24 protein-coding genes and 1 riboswitch are annotated in these 22937 nt (G+C 35.6%); of the genes, 11 read left to right on the top strand and 13 right to left on the bottom strand.

Annotated features, from left to right (window positions below):
• Positions 1–238: 238 nt before the first annotated feature.
• The 5 genes from C8D70_RS05980 to C8D70_RS05960 all read right to left on the bottom strand — a co-directional run bounded on the left by C8D70_RS05980 (position 239) and on the right by C8D70_RS05960 (position 4815).
• Positions 239–1207: a chorismate-binding protein gene (locus C8D70_RS05980; protein ID WP_110366711.1), complete on the bottom strand. Its 969-nt coding sequence runs from the start codon at positions 1205–1207 to the stop codon at positions 239–241.
• Positions 1208–1364: 157 nt separating this feature from the next.
• Positions 1365–1793: a PaaI family thioesterase gene (locus tag C8D70_RS05975; protein WP_110366710.1), complete on the bottom strand. Its 429-nt coding sequence runs from the start codon at positions 1791–1793 to the stop codon at positions 1365–1367.
• A 48-nt stretch (positions 1794–1841) separates the two neighbouring features.
• Entirely contained in the window at positions 1842–2438 is a 597-nt protein-coding gene (locus tag C8D70_RS05970) for a 1-acyl-sn-glycerol-3-phosphate acyltransferase (protein WP_076597433.1), read from the bottom strand.
• Positions 2439–2752: 314 nt separating this feature from the next.
• A complete protein-coding gene (locus C8D70_RS05965; RefSeq protein WP_110366709.1) occupies positions 2753–4474 on the bottom strand; it encodes a PspC domain-containing protein in 1722 nt (573 codons plus the stop codon).
• 11 nt (positions 4475–4485) lie between these two features.
• Positions 4486–4815 (bottom strand): PadR family transcriptional regulator, encoded by a 330-nt coding sequence (locus C8D70_RS05960; RefSeq protein ID WP_002977573.1) that lies wholly within the window; start codon positions 4813–4815, stop codon positions 4486–4488.
• 463 nt (positions 4816–5278) lie between these two features.
• On the opposite strand from C8D70_RS05960, the gene C8D70_RS05955 reads away from it, so the two are divergent.
• A complete protein-coding gene (locus tag C8D70_RS05955) occupies positions 5279–5869 on the top strand; it encodes an HD domain-containing protein (protein ID WP_110366708.1) in 591 nt (196 codons plus the stop codon).
• Positions 5870–5936: 67 nt separating this feature from the next.
• Here the strand turns inward: C8D70_RS05955 and C8D70_RS05950 are convergent, their stop codons facing one another.
• From C8D70_RS05950 to C8D70_RS05925, 5 genes are all read right to left on the bottom strand, one after another.
• Positions 5937–7310 (bottom strand): DUF4932 domain-containing protein, encoded by a 1374-nt coding sequence (locus tag C8D70_RS05950; RefSeq protein ID WP_110366707.1) that lies wholly within the window; start codon positions 7308–7310, stop codon positions 5937–5939.
• 159 nt (positions 7311–7469) lie between these two features.
• A complete protein-coding gene (locus tag C8D70_RS05945; protein ID WP_002977578.1) occupies positions 7470–7853 on the bottom strand; it encodes an acyl-CoA thioesterase in 384 nt (127 codons plus the stop codon).
• Positions 7854–7967: 114 nt separating this feature from the next.
• Positions 7968–8148, bottom strand: a riboswitch (cobalamin riboswitch).
• A 34-nt stretch (positions 8149–8182) separates the two neighbouring features.
• The gene (locus C8D70_RS05940) at positions 8183–8983 is read right to left on the bottom strand and encodes a hypothetical protein (protein WP_110366825.1); all 801 of its coding nucleotides are present in this window, start codon (positions 8981–8983) and stop codon (positions 8183–8185) included.
• A gap of 30 nt (positions 8984–9013) precedes the next feature.
• On the bottom strand, positions 9014–9676 hold the full coding sequence (locus C8D70_RS05935; RefSeq protein ID WP_110366706.1) for an ATP-binding cassette domain-containing protein: 663 nt from the start codon (positions 9674–9676) through the stop codon (positions 9014–9016).
• Between the two features lie 418 nt (positions 9677–10094).
• Positions 10095–12242 (bottom strand): endonuclease MutS2, encoded by a 2148-nt coding sequence (locus C8D70_RS05925; protein WP_110366704.1) that lies wholly within the window; start codon positions 12240–12242, stop codon positions 10095–10097.
• A gap of 107 nt (positions 12243–12349) precedes the next feature.
• Here C8D70_RS05925 and C8D70_RS05920 point away from each other — a divergent pair, with 107 nt between their 5' ends.
• The 3 genes from C8D70_RS05920 to C8D70_RS05910 are packed head-to-tail and all read left to right on the top strand — an operon-like array spanning position 12350 to position 14599.
• Entirely contained in the window at positions 12350–12880 is a 531-nt protein-coding gene (locus tag C8D70_RS05920) for a GNAT family N-acetyltransferase (protein WP_076597426.1), read from the top strand.
• Between the two features lie 36 nt (positions 12881–12916).
• A complete protein-coding gene (locus C8D70_RS05915; protein WP_110366703.1) occupies positions 12917–13921 on the top strand; it encodes an acyltransferase family protein in 1005 nt (334 codons plus the stop codon).
• Between the two features lie 36 nt (positions 13922–13957).
• Positions 13958–14599 (top strand): uracil-DNA glycosylase, encoded by a 642-nt coding sequence (locus C8D70_RS05910; RefSeq protein ID WP_076597424.1) that lies wholly within the window; start codon positions 13958–13960, stop codon positions 14597–14599.
• On the opposite strand, the gene C8D70_RS05905 is transcribed toward C8D70_RS05910, so the two are convergent.
• From C8D70_RS05905 to C8D70_RS05895, 3 genes are all read right to left on the bottom strand, one after another.
• Entirely contained in the window at positions 14586–15095 is a 510-nt protein-coding gene (locus C8D70_RS05905) for a hypothetical protein (RefSeq protein ID WP_110366702.1), read from the bottom strand. The two genes, C8D70_RS05910 and C8D70_RS05905, sit on opposite strands and share 14 nt — an antisense overlap.
• 16 nt (positions 15096–15111) lie before the next feature.
• Entirely contained in the window at positions 15112–15603 is a 492-nt protein-coding gene (locus C8D70_RS05900; protein ID WP_110366701.1) for a DUF456 domain-containing protein, read from the bottom strand.
• A gap of 79 nt (positions 15604–15682) precedes the next feature.
• Positions 15683–16867, bottom strand: coding sequence for a carboxypeptidase-like regulatory domain-containing protein (locus C8D70_RS05895; RefSeq protein WP_228407989.1), 1185 nt, complete (start codon positions 16865–16867; stop codon positions 15683–15685).
• A 271-nt stretch (positions 16868–17138) separates the two neighbouring features.
• On the opposite strand from C8D70_RS05895, the gene C8D70_RS05890 reads away from it, so the two are divergent.
• The 7 genes from C8D70_RS05890 to C8D70_RS05860 all read left to right on the top strand — a co-directional run bounded on the left by C8D70_RS05890 (position 17139) and on the right by C8D70_RS05860 (position 22745).
• Complete coding sequence (locus C8D70_RS05890; RefSeq protein ID WP_076597420.1) at positions 17139–18407, top strand: mechanosensitive ion channel family protein; 1269 nt, start codon at positions 17139–17141, stop codon at positions 18405–18407.
• 175 nt (positions 18408–18582) lie between these two features.
• Positions 18583–19302, top strand: coding sequence for a pyridoxine 5'-phosphate synthase (locus C8D70_RS05885; protein WP_076597419.1), 720 nt, complete (start codon positions 18583–18585; stop codon positions 19300–19302).
• A gap of 5 nt (positions 19303–19307) precedes the next feature.
• A complete protein-coding gene (locus tag C8D70_RS05880; RefSeq protein WP_228402635.1) occupies positions 19308–20087 on the top strand; it encodes an alpha/beta fold hydrolase in 780 nt (259 codons plus the stop codon).
• 115 nt (positions 20088–20202) lie between these two features.
• Positions 20203–20445, top strand: a complete 243-nt coding sequence (locus C8D70_RS05875; protein ID WP_076597417.1) for a microviridin/marinostatin family tricyclic proteinase inhibitor — start codon at positions 20203–20205, stop codon at positions 20443–20445.
• A 47-nt stretch (positions 20446–20492) separates the two neighbouring features.
• The gene (locus C8D70_RS05870; RefSeq protein ID WP_076597416.1) at positions 20493–20717 is read left to right on the top strand and encodes a microviridin/marinostatin family tricyclic proteinase inhibitor; all 225 of its coding nucleotides are present in this window, start codon (positions 20493–20495) and stop codon (positions 20715–20717) included.
• 74 nt (positions 20718–20791) lie between these two features.
• Positions 20792–21748, top strand: coding sequence for an MvdC family ATP-grasp ribosomal peptide maturase (locus C8D70_RS05865; RefSeq protein WP_110366700.1), 957 nt, complete (start codon positions 20792–20794; stop codon positions 21746–21748).
• A complete protein-coding gene (locus tag C8D70_RS05860; protein WP_110366699.1) occupies positions 21741–22745 on the top strand; it encodes an MvdD family ATP-grasp ribosomal peptide maturase in 1005 nt (334 codons plus the stop codon). The genes C8D70_RS05865 and C8D70_RS05860 overlap by 8 nt, the downstream gene beginning before the upstream one ends.
• Positions 22746–22937 lie beyond the last annotated feature (192 nt).

Genomic DNA, 22937 nt, shown 5'->3' with positions numbered 1-22937 from the left:
GGATGATAGTAATTATGAATTATGAATTTTCGCCGTTATTAAAAACATTATTGGATTTCATATTCAATAGAAACAGGCTTTAGCCAAGCTTATAATTATGGTGCAAAGTTCGCAAAGGTATTATTAGCCACTTTAAAATCGTTCGCAAGGGCGTTGCACTCAGCAAGGAAAACTATATGCAAATATCCGTGAAAATCTGTGCAATCTGTGATCAACTTAACACGTAAAATAATATGATCTAAAAAATAGCCAAGTTTTTCAATATCGCTTCAGATTTCAGTTCTGTTTCTCTCCATTCTTTGTCCGGATTGCTTTGAGCTGTTATTCCGCCTCCCACAAAAATATGTACAGAATCTTTATAAAGCCTTGCACAGCGTAGATTTACAAAATAAAGAATACTTTGTTGTGTTTCAACTTTTATATAGCCTGCATAAAATTCACGGGGAAATTTTTCATATTTACGGATATTCTCATTACAAAAATCTTTTGGAATACCACAGACAGCCGGAGTAGGATGCAGGTCCTGAATAATTTGATCAAGGTCTTCAGGTTTTATACTGGTTTTAAAATCTGTTCGTAAATGTTTGATATTACCGGAAATATGATCATAGGTTTCCGATTGTTGTACGTTGTCAGAATAGTTCTTAAGAATATCCTGAATGTAATTGGTAACCGGCTTTTGTTCTTCAATTTCTTTATCAGACCATTCTTCAGATACGGGAAGAGTTCCGGCAAGAGCCATAGTTTCAAATTCGTGAGTCGTTTTATTAAACTTCCCTAATACTTCCGAGAAAGCTCCCATCCAAGCATTTTTTCCATCATTAAACAGATATCTGAAGGCATTGGGGTAAGTTTCGCATAGATTTTTGAAACTCTCTTTATAATCGATAGATGTAAATTCTGTAAAAATCTTTTTTCTGGAGTAAACCATCTTTGGCAGGTGATTTTCTTTAATCACTTCAATTACTTTCTGTAATGTTTCGCAGTATTCTTCTTTTGTTTCGGCAGAAGAAGCAGTAGAATCGCTTATCAGGCTTTTGTTATTAATAGAAGTATGAGCAAATTCTGCAGCATCAATTTCAAAAATATCTCCGCTGAAGCTGATCTGTTCTAAGCTGTTATAGGAAAAAAAAGTGACAGCATTTTTTGTGTTTTTTTCATCCGCAGACAGCAGTCTCTCGTCAAAAGGAAATTTGAAATAAATCATGGGTTATGAAAGATTTTGAAAATCATCATTGGGAAATATTATAGAAAATTCCCCCCTGTGATTTTCCTTTCTACAAAGGTATTACTAGTCTTAAAGATGTCAAAATAAAAAGAGCTTAAATTTAATTTAAGCTCTTTATTTTTTATGTTGATGCAATTTATCTGTGAATGATATTGTTCGTCATTGTAGTATGATTGATCAAAACTCCTTTTTCATCACGGATTTCAATTTCAGAAACGTGCATGGTTTTACCTTTTCTGATAAAACGTGCCGTAGCAGTTACAATACCATCTTTTTTGCTTCTTAAATGATTGGAATTGATATTGGTTCCTACTCCGTAATATTTTTCACCATCGATAAAAATATTAGACAGGCTTGACCCTAAGGTTTCAGCTAAAACGCAGCTAGCTCCTCCATGCATGATCCCAAACGGCTGATGGGTTCTTGGGAGAACAGGCATTGTGGCTGTAAGGGTTTCGTTTTCAAGATCAATATCGATAAATTTGATTTCAAGGGTTTTGGCAAGAGTTACATCTCCCCACTTATTGATGAATGCTAATATTTCTTCTTTTGTCTTACCTTTCATTTTAATAATTGATAAATGATGATTAATTTTGCTTCTAGCTTCTAGCTTCTAGCTTCTAGCTTCTAGCTCGGTTCCCATAATATCGGGATTCCAGTTGGTAGGCACTTTGGGAACAATGTCATTTTTTATATAATAGTCCTGGATTTCCTGCATAATCTCTGAAAAAGGGACTGATGCTATTCTTTCATAGGGAATGGTGTAGCCCAGATAAACAATTTTTCTTTTAAAATCTCCTGCTGCCAGAACAATAGGAACTTTTGCAGCCAAAGCCATGTGATAGAATCCTTTTCTCCATTTGGGTACCCAGCTTCTCGTTCCTTCCGGAGTAATAACAAGACTGAAATCTTCCTTTGAAAACTGGTTGGCTACGAAATTCACAAGGTCATTTTTCTGGCTCCTGTCGATCCCAATACCTCCAAGCCCTTTTACGATACCTCCATACCAGGCTTTGGTGTGGGCATCTTTAATAATAATCTTTAAAGGTTTTTCCAAAGACCAATAGGCGAAATTTCCTAAAATGTACTCCATATTATGAGTGTGTGGTGCTACCACAAGGATACACCTGTTCAGATTGTTGACATCGCCCTGCAGAACGACTTTCCAACCTAATATTTTTAACATTGCTTTGCCTAACAGCTTTTTCATAAATTTCCTGGATTAAAAACAAAAAAGTATAACCAAGCTTTGGTTATACTTTACAAATATATTGAAATATTATCGCTCTTAAAACAAACCGCTAATTAAATCTACGATTTTCATTACGAATTCCATTGCAAATTGTATCATGATAAGGCTGTGTTTTTGATTATTTGGTTATTAAATTTAGCTTTACGAAATTAAAACTTTTTTTTCACATAATAAACTAAATAGAGATTTATTTTCACTTTTCTGAGAGAAGAAGGGTGTGAATTTCAAACGGTTGCCATCCACCCACACCTTCTGCCACTCTCTGAAGTTAATTATTTAGTTTGTATGGAAATTTCGTTTTTTCCGTCTTTGATTTTGATGTCCATATCTTTATTTGATTTTTTGATAGTAGACACTGCAGAATCAATTACTTTCTTTGCATGGCTGTTCGGAACCTTTTTTCCATTGACGATGATACTGTCCTGATCATCAGAGTTATACTCAATACTGGAACCGTTTACCGTGATTTTATTTTTTTCAATTCTGATACCGTTGTTGTCTTCATCCCCATCCTGATCGCTGTCATTGATACCGTCTCCGTCTAAGTCACCATCCATGTTGATATGGTCTTTTTTCATAGATATAACCACCATTTTCTGAGGAACTACAAGTTCATAATCAAGTCTGTAATCTCTGAATCTGTGTTCATATGGATATTTGATGTAGTTTGGAAGTAATACTTTATTATTTACCACTTCTACAGGAACTGTCAGCTGGATAGGGAAGTTATATCCTTTTCCTTCTTTTTTGATGATCAGATAAGGCGTTTTAATATCTGGTTTTCTTGTAACATCTACAGAAATATAATCTTCCTCATACACCGATCTTTTATCAGAGTAAATATCATTGTTGTACGCTTTAAAGCTCTGAGGAATGTTGATCTGTTTTACATCCACATACACAGTATCTGAAGTAGTTTTGATGGCAACATTTTCTACGTCTTCCTTGCTTCCTCTGTAAATCATGTCTTTCTTAGCCATGCTTATTCCGAAGTAAGTTCCAAGCCCGATCAAAAGAAGGAATAAACCACCTACAACCCATCCGATATTTCTCAGTTTTGTTTTTGGAGAGAAAATCTTGATGCTTAATAAGCTGAAAAGGATTGCCGGGATTAAGCTTCCGATCACCATCATCGCAGCAAGCACTTTGTCAAGCCCCTGATCATCCATATAGAATCTGATCTCATTAGCTCCCGGGAAGTCTGTATCCATTCCGAAAAGACCGAATAATACAAATACTCCGATAATACTTCCTACAGCCATCAGTACGAAGAATCCTCCTACGATATACTTGAATACATTCCAGACTCCGCTGCTTGCATTGTTGATATATGGCTTGTTTTCGTTGTAGATTTCTCCGACCCTCTGAGTAGATTCATTGGCAAATTGTACCAATTTGTTAGACTCATTCTTAAGATTGTCGAAGTTCATAGGCTTTCCCTGCATTTTCAGGAAATCTGCTGCTGTTTCAGCTTTTGGAAGTACGATCCAAAGGATTACATATAAAAGACCTATTAATGAAGAGGAAATGGCTGCTGTGAAAATTCCTAATACGAAGATTCCCAGCCAGATTGCTCTCATGGTAGTAATATCCATTCCTACATATTGAGCTAAACCTGCACAGACTCCTGCTACTTTTTGTTTTTCCGGATCACGGAACAGCTGCTTTTTATCGGTATAATGAGTCCCTGAATTATTGTTTCTGGCAGATGTTTTTTCAGAATAATAAGCTTCTTCCTGTTCTTCGATTTTTTCAGGGCTTCCGATCTGTGCGATTACCTTTTCTACATCGGTATCGTTAATCACTTCACGTTTTCCTAAAGAATCTTTGAAAATCTCCACCATTCTTATTTCTATGTCATGCATTACTTCATCAGCCTCAGAAGCATCCAGAGAGCTTCTCAGTGCGTTCAGGTAATCGCTGAGCTTTATATATGCGTGTTCTTCTATGGTAAAAGAAAAACCTGCGAGTCCTATTGAGAGTGTCTTGTTCATAGCTTTGTTTTTTAATTTTGTTGAGTGATTTGGTTTACTGAGGCTGTCAGTTCATTCCATGTATTGAGAAGTTCATCCAGGAAAAGTTTTCCTTTTTCTGTGATCTGATAATATTTTCTGGGTGGTCCTCCGGTAGATTCTTCCCATCTGTAAGAGAGAAACTCTCCGTTTTTAAGTCTTGTAAGAAGAGGGTAGAGGGTTCCTTCCACTACATCCAGTTTTCCTTTTTTCAGTTCGTCAATAAGATCAGAAACATACATTTCGCGGTTATTGATGAGACTTAGAATACAGAATTCCAGAATTCCTTTTCGCATTTGCGCTTTGGTATTTTCGGTATTCATCTTTGATAAGTTTTGTTAATTAGTTATATAATTTTCGAAGTTCGGAACCTAGCTAGTTGTACCTATTTCGATTTTACATTACAAAGATATGTAATTAAAATGGTATTATGCAATACAAAGTAGTGAAATTTTTAAAATAAATTATTTAATATACTGATAATCAAATAAATAATTTTCGTTTAAAATTTATTGGAAATAGATTTGAATGAAAAATGGTGAAAAAAACACTTAAATTTTAAGTAAGAATGAAAGAAATGAAGAGAAAAGAAAAGTAACCAGCTATCATTCATTACTCATTATCTGATTTTGAGGTCCGTATCAGTATTCGTATTTTTGTTAGAAATAAAAACACCTAAATCATTTGTAAAAAGTAAATCTAAAAGTACTTACAAAAGAAAAGATAAATAATAAACGGGTAACCACAGGGTATGCTCTTCAGAACAATATAACAGAGAAAAGTAAAATGAAAATTCAGAAAGAGATCAATTTTATTCTTGCAGTGGATGCACTTAAAAATGTACAGCGAAGAAATTATAATGCAGATGATTCCCGAAGAGAGAATACGGCGGAACATTCCTGGCAGATTATCATTCTTGCCCAGATCCTTTATCCGTATGCTAAAAACCGTGCAGATATTGATTTATTAAGGGTGATAAGAATGCTTTCCATTCATGATCTTGTGGAGATTGAAGCGGGAGATACTTTTATTTTTGATGAAAAAGCAATGGTAGGAAAATTTGAAAGAGAGAAAGCTTCAGCCCAAAAAATCTTTGGAATTCTGGATGAGCCTTTACGTACAGAATTTTTTAACCTGTGGCTTGAGTTTGAAGAAGAGACAACACCGGATGCTATTTTTGCCTGCGGGATCGACAGGATTATGCCGTTTATTTTAAATTCCCATACTACAGGAAAGAGCTGGACGGAAGCAGGAGTAACAGAAAAACAAATCCGAAATATGCTTGAAAATGCTATCAGCAGAGCATCGGATGAAATGGGAGAGGCTTTTGAACTTCTTTTAAACAGAAGTCTGGAAACGGAAAAAGTGTTGAAATAATAAAAAAAAAGACACTGTCCGGTTATTGATTGGGCAGTGTCTTTTTTTATGGATATCTCATGAATTTTTATGAGGCCAGCAATAAATAGTTATCAGGGTTTAATAAAACTCCCTGCTGCGAATAAAATCCAGCCATACTGTTCCATACATAAAACCTCATTTCAAAATTCCTGTAAGTAGTTTCCAGTTTAAATTTCACCTGTTTTCCGTCTTTGGACCACACCGGGTTTTTCACGGTAATTATTGTATTACCGGTTTCTTTTCCATCTACATATTCGAATAATCTCAGTTGAAGAGTCTGTGTTTTTTTCATAGGCTCCGTGAATTGTACCACTATATTGTTGAGATCAGCTTTTTCAAAATCTTTGTTATTGGCATTCACAACGGATGGCTGAGAAATTTTGTTTCCTATTTTCTTCGTCCATTTTAATAATGGGACATATAATTTTTCCAGCTTCTTTTCCTTTTTATAAAGCTCTGCAACCTTTTCAGAAAACAGGGTCTGTGCAATAAATCCACGTCGGATATTCACTTTGTGATAGATCGCAGAAAGGCTGTCTGTTTTTTCCTTTGGAAATTTTTCTTTGATAAATAAATCGTAAACAGCCCATGTCATATATTCATTGAATGAACTGATACCCGGATATCCTGACTTCTTATCCCATTTCGCCAGACTGAAGCTTTCCGTTATCTCCTTTGAATACTGATCTGAAACAGGATTAACATAACCATGATCTATTTCTGAAAATACGGTGTGATTATCCAGAAGTCTTCGGGCAATATTATTTTTTAAATTTCCAAGGATAAGATCTTGTCCGATATCAGGGAAGTCAACGGTTAATGAACTGTTGATGTCTCTATGGCAATTCTGTCCGCCTACCAGAGGAGAAATGGCGATAACATATTTCTTATCTCCTTCATTGGCTGGTCTTGCTGCTATTTTATCCAAAAAAGCATAGGTGTCATTGATGTAATAATACTCTTTGTAGTTCGAGATGATGGTATTATAAAACTGCTGATGATTTTTATAAAAGGTTCTATAATTCGATTTCTTCACAAAATCATTAATTAGTTCCAGGTTTTCATCTACTTCTTTGGGACCAAATGAATTGAATGGGAAATCTCTTTTAAGTAAACCACTTTCATCAAAAGAAAATGCATAGAAATCGGTTCGAAAACCTAAGAATTTTTTCCAGTCTTTTCTGGAATAGTTTACTTTTTTTAATAGGGGATGATCTTTTACAGGCTCAAAATAAGACATGATTTCATCATAATACGGAGGGATTTTCTGGACGTCATATGGATCTGTTTTACCGTATTCTGTGAGTGCTAAAATGATATTTCCCAATTCATAACTTTCCGGGAGTTCAATTTTGACGTCTTTTTGTGCTGTTAGTGATACTGAAAGGATGAGTGTAATGATTAAAATAATTTTTTTCATGTAATATTAGTTCTTCTATAGTTTTAGGAAAAGGGTAAAAAATTTCCTGAGGCCTAAATTAAAGAAAACCTGAATGAATTCCAATCATTATCGTCAATACGTAAATAGATTGTTTTGAATGGAAAAATTTCGGGCGGCCAAAGGCCGCCCGAAATTTATTTATAGTATCTGAATTGGTTTTTTGAATTCATCGATGGCTACAAAAGTAAAATCACCTACAATAGCTTTTTCTCTTTCATAGGAATACATCTGTTCAGTGTAAATTTCAACATTCACTTTCATACTGGTTTTTCCCACGTATGAAACTTTCCCGATCAGTTCCACAATGGTTCCGGCAGGAATAGGTTTTTTGAAATCAATCTTATCACTGCTTACGGTTACCACTCTTTTTCTGGCAAAACGGGTTGCTGTGATAAAAGCTACTTCATCCATCAGCTGCATGGCTGTACCTCCGAAAAGAGTGTCATAATGATTGGTAGTGTTAGGGAAAACCGCTTTAAAGATTCTGGTTTCGGATGCTTCAATTCTTTCTTCTGTAGTCATATATCATTATTAATTAAAGCGATAAGAAATGATTGGAAACAACAGAATAATGACAGGAACTTACAGAATTCCTGAAACAATCCATCAGATCAATACAACTTCAAATCGCGAAAGTTACATGTTTAAGAAAAAGGCAGGTCTCCTGACTTGTAACATCATTTATCTCCTTCCCATACCTCGCACAGTGGATCTTTGATAAAGACTTCAGTTACTTACAGTTGCGCGACAGTCCGTGATTTTCACACGGTTCCCTTTTAATCTGCAGTGATGCAGAACCAATTTCTGTGATGAATAAGCGTAAAAACTTTTCGAATGCAAAAATAATGAATTTATTCCGGATTATGATAAATAATCTGGCTGATTACTCTTCCTTTCTTAATTGTCCACAGGGTAGTATATCTGTTTTCTCCTGAACCATTGATCATATAAAGAAAAATATTATCATTGTCAAGAGATGTTACTCCTACTTTCTCAAAATCCATGGTAGGCTGGAACATATTTTTGATAGCTTCTCTTACAAAAACAGATCCTCTTCCGGGCTGCTGCACTCTGATGGATTTGATTTCGGTCATTCCTTCAGGAAGGTCATTTCCAATTCCCCACGGTTTTACTTTATCAATGGTAAGAATCTTTCCATCCGCATCTTTTTCCTTTTTACGGTATCCTGCATTGGAAGGATAAATATCAATCACCACTTTGCTTCTTTGGGCAGTAGGGATTTTAGGATCCGAATTGTCGGTGAAAATAAGGGATCTTCCATTTTTAGATTTAGATGGAGTATAGGCGGGAAGCTGGTCCACATATGCAATACGCCCTTTATTCACCATACCTTCTTTATCAAGAGTTTCATACCGTACAAAAGGCTTGTCGTCATCCTGTTTTTCCGGATATTTGATCCAGATCCATTCTGTTTCTCCCGGAGCCGGTTTTACATAAACAAATACATCTCCTTTGCGCATACGGATCTTGTCTACAATTTTTCGGTAATCGTCTTTATGTACACGTACGTTAGCATATCCTTCCTCAGCTTTTACCACTCCAAAAGGAACTTTTGTCTGTGCCTTTACAAAGGTTATAGATAAGATACTGATAGCGGATAAATAGAATGCTTTGTTTATGAAAGTCATCATGAAATTTTTTTGATCTTCCAAATATATAAATTAAATGCTTTTCGGAAGATAATTATACCGCTGCAGTTCACTTAAATCTTGTATTTGTTTCAGATGACCGTCTGAAAGCAGAAATATACGTTCAGAAATATCCAGAACATCTTTAAAATTATGATCAGAAATAATGAAACCTTTATGTGCTGACTCCCGCAGTATATTTTTCTTTAATTCTTCAGTAACCTTTGGAGAAAGACTATGGAATGGCTCGTCCAGTAAAATAAAATGGGCTTCAGAATAAATAATCATCAGGGTTTCAATAATTCTCTGTTCACCTTTAGAAAGGTTTTTAGGTTTTTCATGGAGGAAAGGCTGTATGAATTCTGAAGTAAAAAGTAGTTCAGTATTCTTTTGATTGCAAAAAAGAGGAATCAGGTTTTTGATTTTTACATACCTGGGTAAAAAGAGATCCTGTGGTAAGTAAGCAATTCTGTTTTTTCTATCGGAAATGGTTTTCAAAATGGTATGATCATATCTTATAAACTGCGTATTACCATGTTCAATCCCGAAGATAATTTTTAGAAGCGTTGATTTTCCGCTACCATTTCTGCCTAATAACCCTGTAATTTGCCCTGTTTCACATCCTATATAAATATCCTGCAGAATTTTTCTTTCATTAAAAGATTTTGTTACACTATCAACATGAAGTTTACTCATAAAAACAATGTTATAATTTTTACAATAACCCCTGATACTATTGTTCCTGCCCAAAGAAAAATCCTTGAAAACCCTGAATTGGCATAAAAGTAATATTCGCTTTTAAACCTTATTTCATACATAAAGTAATGAAGAACAGGTAAAATCAGAAGAAAACTTAATCCAAATGTTTCAAGCCTGTAGGGAAGCAGAAAACAAATAAGTAATGAAAACAGTAACGCAGGAAGCAGTATTTTTTTATAAAAGATCCAAAGAATAGTAAAGTTTCTCACAATGTTTAATACTTTATGAATTCAAATATATTAAAAACCTTTATACAAGAGAGAATTAAAAGATTCATTAAAAAATAAAATTAAAAGCGAGAACACTGAAAAGTGCTCTCGCTGTATTTGTGTAACTTAATCCTTAGATAGATTAATTAAATTCTCTCAAGTTCATCCGCATCAATCGTGGTTTTGAAAGTTCCGTAATTGACGATCACTTTGTTTCTGGAAATTTTCTCAATAGTTCCTACACTGGTACTTCCTGTAATACGAACACGTTGTCCAATCTTCATCCAGACAGCGCGGTCGGTTTTACGTTTTTCTTCCAGTCTTTCATTGGTTTCAGCAATTTTTTCAATCACCTCTTCTTTTTTCAGCTGTTGAGTAATTTTTCTCTTAACAACCTGCAGACGTTTGGTTTCATCTTTATCACTGCCCAGTTTTCGGAATTTTTCCTGCTCAAGAAGTTTTACAAAATCTTTTACAACATCCTTCCTGGATTTCCCTTTGGTATAGCTGTCGATGAATGCTTCAATCTTATTTCCAAACTGAAGTTTGCGGTGTTCCTCTTCATATAATTTCTGGAAATTGAACAGTTTCTGCTGAAGCTGGTCATTCAGTTTCTGAAGGTTATCACGCTTATCTTCTACAGACTCTTTTCTTTCTGCAAGATCGGATTTCAGTTTTTCAACTTCAAATTTTTCCTGCTGCAGTTTTACAATCGTTTTGTCAAGATTCACAATATCATGCTCTACCTTTTTCTTGGCAGAATGGATAATGAATCTCGGAATTTTATTCTTTTCTGCAACTTCAAACGTAAATGAACTTCCTGCCTGTCCTACTTCCAGCTTATACATCGGTTCCAAAGTTTCTTCATTGAAGAGCATGGCTGCATTCTGAGCGTTGGGAAGCTGCTCTATTACCAGTTTAATATTGGTATAGTGCGTTGTGATGATGGCAAAACTCTTTTTGTCATAGAAAAACTCCATAAAACTTTCTGCCAGCGCACCTCCAAGTTCAGGATCAGAACCCGTACCGAATTCATCAATAAGCAGAAGGGTATTGGCATCTGCTTCACGGATGATTCCTGACATTTTCTTCAATCTTGATGAATAGGTCGATAAATGGTTTTCAATGGACTGGTTATCTCCAATATCCGTCATGATTTTCTCAAAGAAAAACATTTCAGACTTTGGGTGAACAGGAACAAGAATACCACTCTGAATCATCAGCTGCAATAGTCCAACTGTTTTCAGGGTAATTGATTTTCCGCCGGCATTCGGACCGGAAATACAGATAATCCTGTTATGTTCTGTTAAAGTAAGTGTCTGAGGGTGAATTGTTTTGTTCTCAACTCTGTTTCTTAACCATAAAAGAGGATGATAAGCATCTTTTAATCTAAGCGTTTTATGATGGTTGATTTTAGGAAGAACTCCGTTGATCAGTTCACCAAATTTTGCTTTAGCTCTCGTAAGATCAAGGTCAAAAATATACACCTGATATCTCCATAGCTGAGGTTGAAATTCTGCCAGTTCGGCAGTAAGCTTACGGAGAACTTTATCAATTTCTTTTTTTTCTTCCTCTTCATTTTCACGCAGCTTGAAATAGTGTTTTACAACACTGTCCGGCTGAATATACGTAATGGAACCCGTTTTGGAAATTCCTAATGTTCTTCCGGCAACCCTTTTTTTGAATCCTGATTTTACCGCCAGAACTCTCTGGTCATCAATAATCGTTTCCCGGATATCGTCCAGAAAATCACTCTGTCCATACGTGGTAAGCGCACGGTTAAAATTTTCCTGGATTGCTTTTTTAGCAAGCTGAATTTCAGTTCTTATCCCTTTCAAAGCTGGAGAAGCCTCATTTTTCACTTCACCAAAACGGTTAAAAACCTTATCTACCTTTTCAATGATCTCTTTTCTGAATTCCAGTACAGAAACTTCTTCTAATAACGTAGGAAACGTTTCCGGCATGGTAGGGAAGAATTTCTGAAGTCTTCCGATCTGTTCCGTGATGGTTTTTATTTTGATGAAAGCAGCATTTTCCAGACGGTAGTTCTCAATCAGCATCAATTTCAGCTCACTTTCAATATCTTCATACTCATCAAACGGAATCGCATTTGAACTTTCAAAACTCGACAGATATTCTGACGTTTTTTTTAATGAAAGTTCCGCCTCGTCAATTTCCATCGGACGAAGTTGAAGAATTTTTTCTCTTGTTTTCGGAGAATACGCAAATGGGGAGATTTCCGCGAGCAATTGCGGAAACTCTAATTCGTCTAAATCTTCTTTATCTATATACACAGTGCAAATTTAGTGAGAATTTTGATTATTACGTATATCTGAGAGATGTACAGAATAAATTAACCATGAATTTAATAGGATTGAGCTGCTTTTATTACATTTGAGCCATGAAACTGGAAACCGAAAGATTATTATTGAAAAACATCAACGAAAGCCATGTTGATGATATTTTGCGCATTCGAAGTAATGAAGTAATCAATCGGTTTGTTATAAGAAACTCACCGAAGAATAATTATGATGCACTTCAGTTTATTTTGACCATTAAGGAGAGAACTAAGAATAACCAAACTTTTTATTGGGGGATTTCTTTAAAAGATCAGCCGGATCTTATCGGAACCATCTGTCTCTGGAATTTTTCTGAAGACCGGAAGAAAGCAGAAGTTGGTTACGAACTGTTGCCGGAGTATCACCGAAAAGGAATTATGTCTGAGGCATTAAAAGCGGTTTTAGATGTTGGTTTTAATGAATTACATTTAGATGAAATTGTTGCTATTACCAATACATTCAATGAAAATTCAAAAGGTCTTCTTTTAAAACACCATTTTATTTTGCAGGAAGGAAAGCAGGATGAAGGTTTTCCGGATAATATTATCTTTAGCTTGAAAAGAGCTTCAGCCAACTCTTATGAGATCTGCTAGGTTTTTCTCTATCTTTATTGCCGATTGACATTACATATGAAAAATGAAATAAAATCTTTAACGGGACTTAGAGGGATTGTTGCATTATGGGTAGCGTTTTTTCATTTTAGTTTTTTTAGGAATGAATTCATTCAGGATGTAGTAGGAAAGGGATATGTAGCAGTTGATATTTTTTTTGTGTTAAGTGCTTTTTTACTAACAGTTTCTTATTCCGGAAAATTGAAGAATCTGAATTATAAAGTAATAGAGGTTTTTTATAAAAAAAGAATCAACAGGATTTATCCTGTGTACATTATATCAGTAGTTTTTATAGCATTATTTTTAATGAAGCCTTCTGTAGCGGGATTCTTCATAAACGCCACCTTATTACAGTGTTTTTTTAACCCGGATTATCTGCTGAATGTGGTCTATTGGTCACTGAGTACAGAATGGGTTTGCTATCTGATATTCCCTTTTATGTTATGGTTCATCCTGTATTATAAAATACGCAGCGAAATTTTAATCATCATAAGTTTGGTTTTGAGGTTTCTTCTTCCTTATTTACCCGGACATTTATATATTGGCTCCGAACATCCCATGGAAATAGGAGAGTCACCAAGATATCTTGATCTTCCTTATGGTTTTGTTTCCCTGTTAAGAACAGTTTCTTCCTATTTTCTTGGTATTGGAGCTGCTCTTTTACCATCATTTAAAATGAAGAAAGAAAACCAGATCCTTTATATCATTATCCTATTGTTTGTGTCCATGTTGTTTGTGGAAAAAGGGCTGTTGTTTATCCCCTTATTATCAGCATTGATGATTAAATATCTCTATGAAGGAAAGCCTAACTATCTCAAAACATTTTTAGAAACCAAGGCTGTGTATTTTTTAGGAAATATTTCTTACTCGTTATACATTATCCATTATATGGTGAAGAAGCAGGATTTTGTTATTGTGAATAATTACCATCTTAATAATCTTTTGTTAATCTCTCTTTCACTATTGCTGTCCTATTTTTCGTATATGCTTATTGAAAGAAAAGTGAAGATATTTAAAGTATAATGGAAGCCCTTATTTTAATATTATTATTTTTGCAGTATGACCTGGACAGAAATTTTAGCCCCCATAAAAAGTACGGAATACTTTACTACCCTTTGGGAGAAAGTGAAGAATGAATATGCAACAACCAAAGTTTTCCCGCCAAAAAATCAGATCTTCAGAGCATTGGAACTTACTGCTTTTGATGATATTGAAGTGGTGATTATTGGCCAGGATCCTTACCATAACGATTATCAGGCAAATGGTTTATGCTTTTCTGTTTCTGAGCAGGTTGCCGCACCGCCCTCACTTAAAAATATTTTTATTGAGCTAAAAGATGATTTGGGAGTGGTAAGAACTTCCAAAGAACTTGATGATTGGGGAAGACAGGGCGTTTTACTGCTGAATGCTACATTAACGGTTCGTGCGCATTCACCCAATTCACATAAAGACCTTGGCTGGGAAAAATTCACCAATTTTATCATTAAGGAAATTTCAGATAAAAAAGAAAATGTAGTGTTTGTATTGTGGGGCGCTTTTGCACAAAAAAAAGCCGAACTCATAGATCCGGCTAAACATTTTATTCTTAAATCGGCACACCCTTCACCTTTTTCTGTATACAGAGGTTTTTTTGGAAGCAAGCCTTTCTCAAAAATCAATGAATACCTTGTTTCCAAGGGAAAAAAGCCTATTTCCTGGTAGAATCAGCTGATTGATCTGCTTTTTCTATCGTAATTCCGATTTTATATTTTCCGGCTAATGCTTTTGCTCCATCCTGAGATTTCGGATACGGAGCAATATCCTGCAATGTAATAGTGTAACCATTAAATTCTGTCGATTGGTGATAATTTCTTCCCGGGAAATCTCCGCTGGCGAGGTTCAGAATCATCGGACGGGTAGAAGTTCCCATTACTTCCACCTGGGCAAGAGCAACTCCTGCCCAGATGCAATTGACTCCTTCAGGACAACGGCTGTCTTCAGAAACCCCTTTGAATGTCACATTCATCTGGTATTCTCTTAAAAACTTGTTTTCTCCTTCATTCAGGTAGATAACACCGTCTTTCTGGTTATTTGTAGTTGTTGATTTTGTACCTGTAGACATTTCAGCAGCTTTTGTATTCATCCTGGATTTCTTTTGGGCATCACATCCTGTTAATGCAAATATTCCCAGACTGAGTATGATAACTTTATGGAACATAGTTTCTTATATTTAATTAAATGACGTTAAACATATCAAGTAATACTACCAAAAACATTGCCACTCCCACCACAAAACTGAATCCGGTTCCATAAATGAATCCAATCAATGCTCCTTTGGTTGATTGTAAGGCTTTATTCATATCCTTGCTGTCGTGAAGTAATTCACCAATAAATACCCCTGCAAACATTCCTATCAGAAATCCCAACGGAATCGGAATAAAAATTCCAATAATAGTTCCAATAAAAGAACCGATACTTCCCCAACGGGTACCTCCATATTTTCTGTTGGTCTTTGCCGGAATTACATAGCTTAATACTACTGAAGCTAAGGTAAGAATTCCGAAGGCCCAGATATAAATCATGGAAAGATCAGCATCCGTTCCGAATTTATAGATCAAAAGTCCACAGATACTCAGTAAAAGACCAGGCAATACCGGAAGAAAAGTACCCAATATTCCAATAAATAATAAAATGAGGCAGAAAATATTAATAATTGTTGTATCCATTCTTAAAAAAAATATACATGCAATATAAAAAAAGTGACCTTATAAAAAGCCACTTTGAGAACTGAGTTATAAAATTTTATTACAAATTTAAGATTACGTATTCCAGAATCGGTCCTGCTTTACCGATATTTCCGCTTGCATGGTTATGAAATGTGGTATAGTAGATATTTCCACTACTTGTTGTTCCTGAACATGATCCCACGTAATCACCGTGCGCCTGGTGAGCATTCCAGGCATTCTGATTAATGGTAATGGTAACATTGTTGCCACCTGCCGTATGATGGCAGATCGTCATATGATTATTGTTTAAAGATGTTCCCACTGAGATTTTAGGAGCCGTTTTATCCACATATTTATTAGTTCTTATCATCAAAGGTTCATTACCTTTCTGTACCAGTACTTCCCAGAATGTAGGATCATAATGCTGAATTTTTTCCCATAAAGACATATCATACTGAATATCCAGTGTGCTAAACCCTAATGCTGCCGCCATAGCAGTATTGGTAACACTACAGTTATTATACATGGCAGAATTTCCGGTGTTGGTAAAACAAATCTTTGTGAGATCCAGAAAACCTCCATAAGTACTGCAGCCTGAAACGTATTTATCTCCCCCTACCAGATAAGCTGCTGCCCAGTCTGAGGTGTAAATGCTTCCGCCATTCGTGATAAAAGTAGAAAGATTACTGAAAACAGAAAGATCATTACCGGGAGAGTTGGTTCCCGTCTGTGCAGGATTACGTGAACCGCAGTTCAGGAAAATAATATCATACTGAGAAATGGTATTGAAATTTTTTAAATCCTGATAGCTGATTTCTGTCGCGGTGTAACCAAGACTTGTAATAATGGCCTCTATCTCGTCATAACTACCTTCTACATAAGCTATTTTTGCAATCTGATTCAGTTTGGAATCTTTGCTGGCAACACTGGTTGTTTCATTTTTATTAACCGTAATGGGAATTTCAGTCCTGAAATTAAGGCCATTGCCAGTCTGGATGTGAAGGGTTGTATTTCCCTCAGGTGCAGTCAGGCTGAATGAACCATCCGCATTGGAATACGTGTGATAAACCTGATTTTTGCTGTCAATAGTAAATACAATGGCACCGCCAATAGGTTTTGTTCCGTTTTTAGCAAATACTTTGCCTTCTACAGTTCCAGTGGATACTGTTTTGGAAACTTCCGGGTTGATCGAGTCATCACCGCCTTTACAATTGACTAACAGTACAAGGCTGCACAGCATGATGAACAAGTAGTTTTGTTTCATATTTAATTGGTTTTGATGGGTTTAGTTTTAATCAAATTTAATTAATTTTTGATATTAAAACATTAAAAGTGGAAATTATTTTAATATTTTTTATTTAAATCTGTAATTAATAGTTAATTTTTCATCTATAATTGTGGTTTGTGGTAGACTTACTATTTTTTAAGATCATTGCTCATAATTTTTATTAAATATTTTAGGGTGAATAGCTTTTGGGATGAAAATTGATTGTGAATAGTAAAATGATGATTCTTAATTTCATAAATTTGCCGTGATGAATGACCAGTTACAAGAAACCAAAAACTTTATACAGGAGCTAAGCGAGCAGCTTTATATTTACATTACCCGGATTTCACCTTCCGGGCTGGATTGGATTTTTCATATCATTGTAAAATTGAGCTTACTTCTTGTCCTGTTTTTTATTGCCGATTTTATTTTTAAGTTCATCATCAATTCCGTATTCAGATTATTTCATAATGAACAGAAGTTTCCGATCTTAAAATCCATTTACCAGTCGAAAATCACCAATTCTGTAGCTCATTTTGCTGCTTTGATTGCTGTTGCCGGGATTCAGGGATCTGTTTTTCCGGAAAATGCACTGCCAAAAACAACCATCTTTATCATAAGATGTATCAATCTGGGATTGGTCCTGATATTAGCGGGAATGCTTTACAGATCACTGACAGCTTTCAGGAATTATTTCAGCATTAAACAGGATTTCTATAAAATAATGGCGCTTAATGCCATTTCCGAAACTGTAAAAATTTTAGGACTTTTCATATTTACAGTAGTGGGACTCTGTGTGATTTTCGGAATCAAAGGAACCACTATTGTAGGAAGTCTTGGGGCAATTACAGCTGTTCTGGTATTGGTTTTCAGAGATACTATTCTTGGGTTTGTAACAGGTCTTCACGTGGCTACTTCCAAAAATCTGAAAGTAGGAGACTGGGTAAGTATTCCGAAATACAGCATCGAAGGAAATATTACGGAGATCAACCTTTTGACAACCAAAATTACCAACTTTGATAAAACAGTTTCTACGATTCCCACTTATGATTTGATGACCACCGAGATCAAGAATATGCAGGTGATGTCTGAATCTAATACCCGAAGGATTAAGAAATCAATTTACTTTAACATTAATTCTTTTAAGTTTCTTACGGATGAAGATATTGAACGGTTAAAAGAAATCAATTTAATTTCTGATTATCTGAAAGAAAAGACTTCTGAAATCAGAAAAGAAAAAGAAGGCCTGGAACATAAAGATAAAATTGTGAATGGAAAACAGCTTACCAATATCGGAGTTTTCCGGTACTATGCACAACAGTATATCGAAAATGATCCTGATGTGGATAAAAACGGAACGAGAATGGTGCGCCAGCTGGAGATTACCCCACAAGGGCTGCCACTTGAAGTATACTGTTTTGCCAATGATTCACAATGGGAACGTTTTGAGCAGATTCAGGCCGATATTTTTGACCATTTACTGGTGGCTTCGAAAGAATTTGAACTTCAGGTGATGCAGGTAAGCGTGAAGGTTTAGAAAAGCTTGAAGGCAGAAGAGCAAGCTGGAAGTTTCAGCACCTTTAAAACAAATTTTAATTAAATTTTTAAATGATCATGAATATAGAAGACCAAAGGAAGTACAATGTCTGGATTTACTTACAGCCTCAGGCTTCAAGCTTCTAACATATCATATCTAACATCTACAATAAAAAATGACAAAACTAAGCGTAAACATTAATAAAATTGCGACGTTAAGAAATGCAAGAGGAGGTGAAACCCCAAGTGTTACAGAAGCTGCTGTAAAAATTCAGGAATTCGGAGGACAGGGAATTACCATACACCCAAGACCTGATGAAAGGCATATCACAAGAAAAGATGTCTATGATCTGAAGCCGTTGGTTACGACTGAGTTTAATATTGAAGGAAACCCTCATCAGAGCTTTATCGATATGGTACTGGAGGTGAAGCCTGAACAGGTGACTCTCGTACCGGATGCTGATGACGCTATTACATCCAATGCAGGCTGGGATACCCAGAAACATCTCGATTACCTTACAGACATCATTGCAGAATTTAAAAAAGCAGGAATCCGTACTTCTATTTTTCTGGATCCTTTGCCGGAATTGGTAGAATATGCAGCTAAAACAGGTGCAGACAGAATAGAATTGTATACAGAAGCTTATGCAAAAAATTACCTTACCAATAAAGAACAAGCTATAAAACCTTATTACGACACAGCTGTAGAAGCTACAAAATTCGGATTGGGAATCAATGCCGGGCATGATCTGAGCTTGGAAAACCTGAAATATTTTTCAGATACCATTCCGAACCTTCTGGAAGTATCTATCGGACACGCTTTGGTTTCTGAAGCACTTTATATGGGATTGGAAAATACGGTTCAGGCTTATCTGAAGAGACTGGCAAAATGGTAAAAAATATGGAAATCTTAAACTCAAAAATATTTGGCGAAAATGTAACGAATACGCCGCTTCTTGTATTTCACGGACTATTCGGAATGCTCGACAACTGGGGAAGTTTCGGAAAGGATCTGGGAGAATATCTTCCGGTACACCTGATCGATCTTAGAAACCACGGAAGAAGCTTTCACTCAGAAAGTATGTCTCATGATGATCTGGCAGATGATATTGCCCGTTATATGGATCATTATGGTATTCAGAAAGCTCATGTTCTGGGACATTCATTAGGAGGAAAAGCAGTGATGCAGTTTGCGATAAAATATACTGAACGGGTTGAAAAACTGATCGTTGTAGATATTTCGCCTAAAGCATATCCGCCGCATCATCAGGGAATTATTAAAGCGCTGGAGACCGTTGATTTCAATACGGTAACTTCAAGAAATGAAGTGGAAGCCGTCCTGAACCAATATATTCCTGAAAGATCTACCGTACAGTTTCTTACGAAAAACCTGTATTGGGATGATAATAAAAAACTGGGCTGGAGATTCAATCTTAAAACGCTATCTGAAAAATATACAGAATTTGTCTCCAATGCCATTAAATTTGGGGTTTTTGAAGGTGATACACTGTTTATTGCAGGAGCAAAATCCAACTATATCCTTCCACAGGACGAATTCGGTATCAAACAGCAATTTCCTAAAGCTAAAATTGTGACAGTAAAGAATGCCGGACATTGGGTACAGGCAGAAAATCCGGTTGATTTTGCAAATGTTGTCAAGGATTTTCTTGGTTTGAATTGATTTTATACTCTGATTTTTAGTTTTATGTTAAAATTTTATTAAAAATTTATATTATTTCTCCATGAGTTGAAATTTTTGTACTTTGCGTTTGTCAAAACGATAAAAATATTAACTTATGGAAAACAAAAATTCAAAAAAGAAGCCATTCTTTGCGTCATTCTTAGAGAAGCAGGTTAAAGACCCTGAAACAATAACAGGAGGAGGTCTTACTTCTGCTGCTGCAGATCAGATTACTTCAGTAATCAAGGATCATATCACTACTACAGCGCTTGAAGACAGCATTACAAAGCCTAATAATGACAATGTAACGATGAAATATCCTTCAGACGGTGATGAAGGTGTTTTAGAATTAGACTAAATATAAATACAGCTTAAGCTAATATATCAACCCAAAACTAAAACATTATGAAAAGCAACAACTCAAAGAAAAAGCCGTTTTTCGCATCATTTTTAGAAAAACAGGTAAAAGATCCTGAAACAGTAAAAGGAGGAACAGATATCTCAATTCCTGAAAGAGATGTCATTACAAAACCGGCAATAGATACAGTGACTTCTCCAAAAGACGATATGATGCACACGCTGAAATATCCTTCTGATGGTGATGATGATACAATCAACGTTCCACTGTAAGATCAGAAAGAATATTAAATAAAATAGTAGGGGAAACTTAGACATTAAGTTTCCCTTTTTAATACAACCGGCAAATGATTCTCTGCATCACTCACTCACAGGATTTTTATAATATTGATCTCTTTTTCGAATATCTGGCTTCTAAAAATATTCCTTATTTCAGACTGAATTCTGACCGCCTGAACCATCTTCAGAAAATCAGCATTTATGAAAACTCATTTGAACTGACCGATGAGTCCGGAAATACCATTCATTCTGATGCCATTAAAGGAGTATGGCATAGAAAAGCCTGGAGAATCAGCGCTCCCGAAGAACTGGATCAGGATTATGAAAAAATCTTTCTCAATGAATATGGAAGTCTGAGGTATAATCTGATAACATCTTTAGAAGATATTCCCTGGATCAACCCTTATGAAAATGAAAAAAAAATAGATGGAAATAAGATCTTTCAGCTGAAAATAGCACAAAGAAATAACTTAACCATTCCCAAAACCATTTTTTCTAATGATGAAGAAAAAATAACAACATTTTTCCATCAATACTGTCAGGGAAAAGCCATTGCGAAGCTTCACGGAGTTACGGCAAAAACAATGTCAGGAGAAAATATGATTTCTACCACAGTTATTGAGGAAGAATCTCTTGAACACCTTTCAGATATCGCGTATTGTCCGATGATTTTTCAACCCTACATTGACAAAGAATACGAATTACGAATCATGTATGTAGACGGTGAGTTCTTCACAGGAAAAATCAATAACAGTGAAAATGTAGACTGGAGAGTGGCCCGTGAAGGGTATTTCTGGGAAATATATGAATTACCTGAATCCGTTAAAGCCAATCTCACTTCCATGATGAACGAAATGGGACTTTATACAGGAGCGATCGATATGATCAAAGGAAGAGACGGAGCGTATTACTTCCTTGAAGTCAATCCGCAGGGAGAATGGGGAATGCTTCAGAAAGAGCTGGGATTTCCCATCGCAGAAAGAATTGCCGACAACCTTATCAAAAGAATTAATTTCCATGAATAAAATTTTAATAATTACCCATACCGCAGATAACTTTTCCATTGAAAAAGTTACAGAATACATAGAAAAAAATAATTGTGAAGTCATTCGCTTTGATGTAGACGTTTATCCATTACAAAACAAACTGTCCACTATTTTCCAGGATGGAGAATGGATCAGTTACCTTGAAACTCCTGAAACAAAACATCGTTTGGACGATATTTCTGCCATCTGGTACAGAAGAGCTTACAATATCGGAAAAGGATTAAAAGAAGAAATGGATTCTAAGTTCTACGGTGCGGCTATGGGAGAAATCAGAAATACCCTTTTTGGTTTCTTTGAATCTGTGGATGCTTATTCTTTAGGAAAGCCTAGTATTTACAGAAGGCTCGACAGTAAAGAAGAACAGTTGAAAATTGCAGATAAATTAGGTCTTACCATTCCGGCAACCTGTCTTACCAATAATCCTGATGAGGCAAGAAAATTTATCCTGAAACATCAAAATGTGGTGGCAAAAATGCAAACCGGTTTTGCTATTTATGAAAACGGTGTGGAAAATGTAGTGTTTACGAATGTTGTGGGAGAGGATAAGCTGGAAGAGCTGGATTCGTTATTATATTGTCCTATGCAGTTTCAGCAGATGATTCAGAAGAAAAAAGAGCTTCGTATTACCATTGTGGGAAGAGATGTGTATGCATTCGAAATAGATTCCCAGCAGTCTGAAGACGCAAAAGTAGACTGGAGAAAAGACGGTGTTAATCTTATTGATAAATGGAACAGAACAGAACTTCCGGCAGGTGTAGAAGCAAAACTGCTTGAATTGCTTGATATGTACAACGTAGATTACGGAGCCATAGACATGATTGTTTCTCCTGAAGACGAATATTATTTTATCGAGATCAATGCGGCAGGAGAATTCTTCTGGCTGGATAATCTTACAGAAGGAAACCTTATTTCCAAAAGCATTGCAGATGTTCTCTGCGACAAAGCTCCAAGAAGAAATAATGAGGTAATGGCTTAAAAACAATGTGCTTTTTGAGCATAAAAGTCCTGAAAGTTGTCAATTCTTTCAGGACTTTTCATTTGGATGATCTACTGAAATTAAAATTTTCCGGTTTGTTGTATTCGGAATGATAATATTGGTTAAATTAAGTTGAATTATGCTTTAAAAATCGCAAATTTGCAAAAACAGTTTTTCTAAAGAATTTTTACC

The organism is Chryseobacterium sp. CBTAP 102 (assembly GCF_003201365.1).
Lineage (GTDB): Bacteria > Bacteroidota > Bacteroidia > Flavobacteriales > Weeksellaceae > Chryseobacterium > Chryseobacterium candidae.
This window is presented reverse-complemented; position numbering and strand designations above follow the sequence as displayed.

Excerpts from the sequence above, each read along its gene's own strand:
- C8D70_RS05935 (WP_110366706.1), bottom strand. The coding sequence starts at position 9,676 with ATGAGTAAACTTCATGTTGATAGTGTAACAAAATCTTTTAATGAAAGA.
- C8D70_RS05870 (WP_076597416.1), top strand. The coding sequence starts at position 20,493 with ATGAAAAGCAACAACTCAAAGAAAAAGCCGTTTTTCGCATCATTTTTA.
- C8D70_RS05865 (WP_110366700.1), top strand. The coding sequence starts at position 20,792 with ATGATTCTCTGCATCACTCACTCACAGGATTTTTATAATATTGATCTC.
- C8D70_RS05860 (WP_110366699.1), top strand. The coding sequence starts at position 21,741 with ATGAATAAAATTTTAATAATTACCCATACCGCAGATAACTTTTCCATT.
- C8D70_RS05955 (WP_110366708.1), top strand. The coding sequence starts at position 5,279 with ATGAAAATTCAGAAAGAGATCAATTTTATTCTTGCAGTGGATGCACTT.
- C8D70_RS05890 (WP_076597420.1), top strand. The coding sequence starts at position 17,139 with ATGAATGACCAGTTACAAGAAACCAAAAACTTTATACAGGAGCTAAGC.
- C8D70_RS05880 (WP_228402635.1), top strand. The coding sequence starts at position 19,308 with ATGGAAATCTTAAACTCAAAAATATTTGGCGAAAATGTAACGAATACG.
- C8D70_RS05905 (WP_110366702.1), bottom strand. The coding sequence starts at position 15,095 with ATGTTCCATAAAGTTATCATACTCAGTCTGGGAATATTTGCATTAACA.
- C8D70_RS05895 (WP_228407989.1), bottom strand. The coding sequence starts at position 16,867 with ATGAAACAAAACTACTTGTTCATCATGCTGTGCAGCCTTGTACTGTTA.
- C8D70_RS05900 (WP_110366701.1), bottom strand. The coding sequence starts at position 15,603 with ATGGATACAACAATTATTAATATTTTCTGCCTCATTTTATTATTTATT.
- C8D70_RS05970 (WP_076597433.1), bottom strand. The coding sequence starts at position 2,438 with ATGAAAAAGCTGTTAGGCAAAGCAATGTTAAAAATATTAGGTTGGAAA.
- C8D70_RS05945 (WP_002977578.1), bottom strand. The coding sequence starts at position 7,853 with ATGACTACAGAAGAAAGAATTGAAGCATCCGAAACCAGAATCTTTAAA.
- C8D70_RS05975 (WP_110366710.1), bottom strand. The coding sequence starts at position 1,793 with ATGAAAGGTAAGACAAAAGAAGAAATATTAGCATTCATCAATAAGTGG.
- C8D70_RS05875 (WP_076597417.1), top strand. The coding sequence starts at position 20,203 with ATGGAAAACAAAAATTCAAAAAAGAAGCCATTCTTTGCGTCATTCTTA.
- C8D70_RS05965 (WP_110366709.1), bottom strand. The coding sequence starts at position 4,474 with ATGAACAAGACACTCTCAATAGGACTCGCAGGTTTTTCTTTTACCATA.
- C8D70_RS05950 (WP_110366707.1), bottom strand. The coding sequence starts at position 7,310 with ATGAAAAAAATTATTTTAATCATTACACTCATCCTTTCAGTATCACTA.
- C8D70_RS05980 (WP_110366711.1), bottom strand. The coding sequence starts at position 1,207 with ATGATTTATTTCAAATTTCCTTTTGACGAGAGACTGCTGTCTGCGGAT.
- C8D70_RS05910 (WP_076597424.1), top strand. The coding sequence starts at position 13,958 with ATGACCTGGACAGAAATTTTAGCCCCCATAAAAAGTACGGAATACTTT.
- C8D70_RS05885 (WP_076597419.1), top strand. The coding sequence starts at position 18,583 with ATGACAAAACTAAGCGTAAACATTAATAAAATTGCGACGTTAAGAAAT.
- C8D70_RS05915 (WP_110366703.1), top strand. The coding sequence starts at position 12,917 with ATGAAAAATGAAATAAAATCTTTAACGGGACTTAGAGGGATTGTTGCA.
- C8D70_RS05940 (WP_110366825.1), bottom strand. The coding sequence starts at position 8,983 with ATGATGACTTTCATAAACAAAGCATTCTATTTATCCGCTATCAGTATC.
- C8D70_RS05960 (WP_002977573.1), bottom strand. The coding sequence starts at position 4,815 with ATGAATACCGAAAATACCAAAGCGCAAATGCGAAAAGGAATTCTGGAA.
- C8D70_RS05920 (WP_076597426.1), top strand. The coding sequence starts at position 12,350 with ATGAAACTGGAAACCGAAAGATTATTATTGAAAAACATCAACGAAAGC.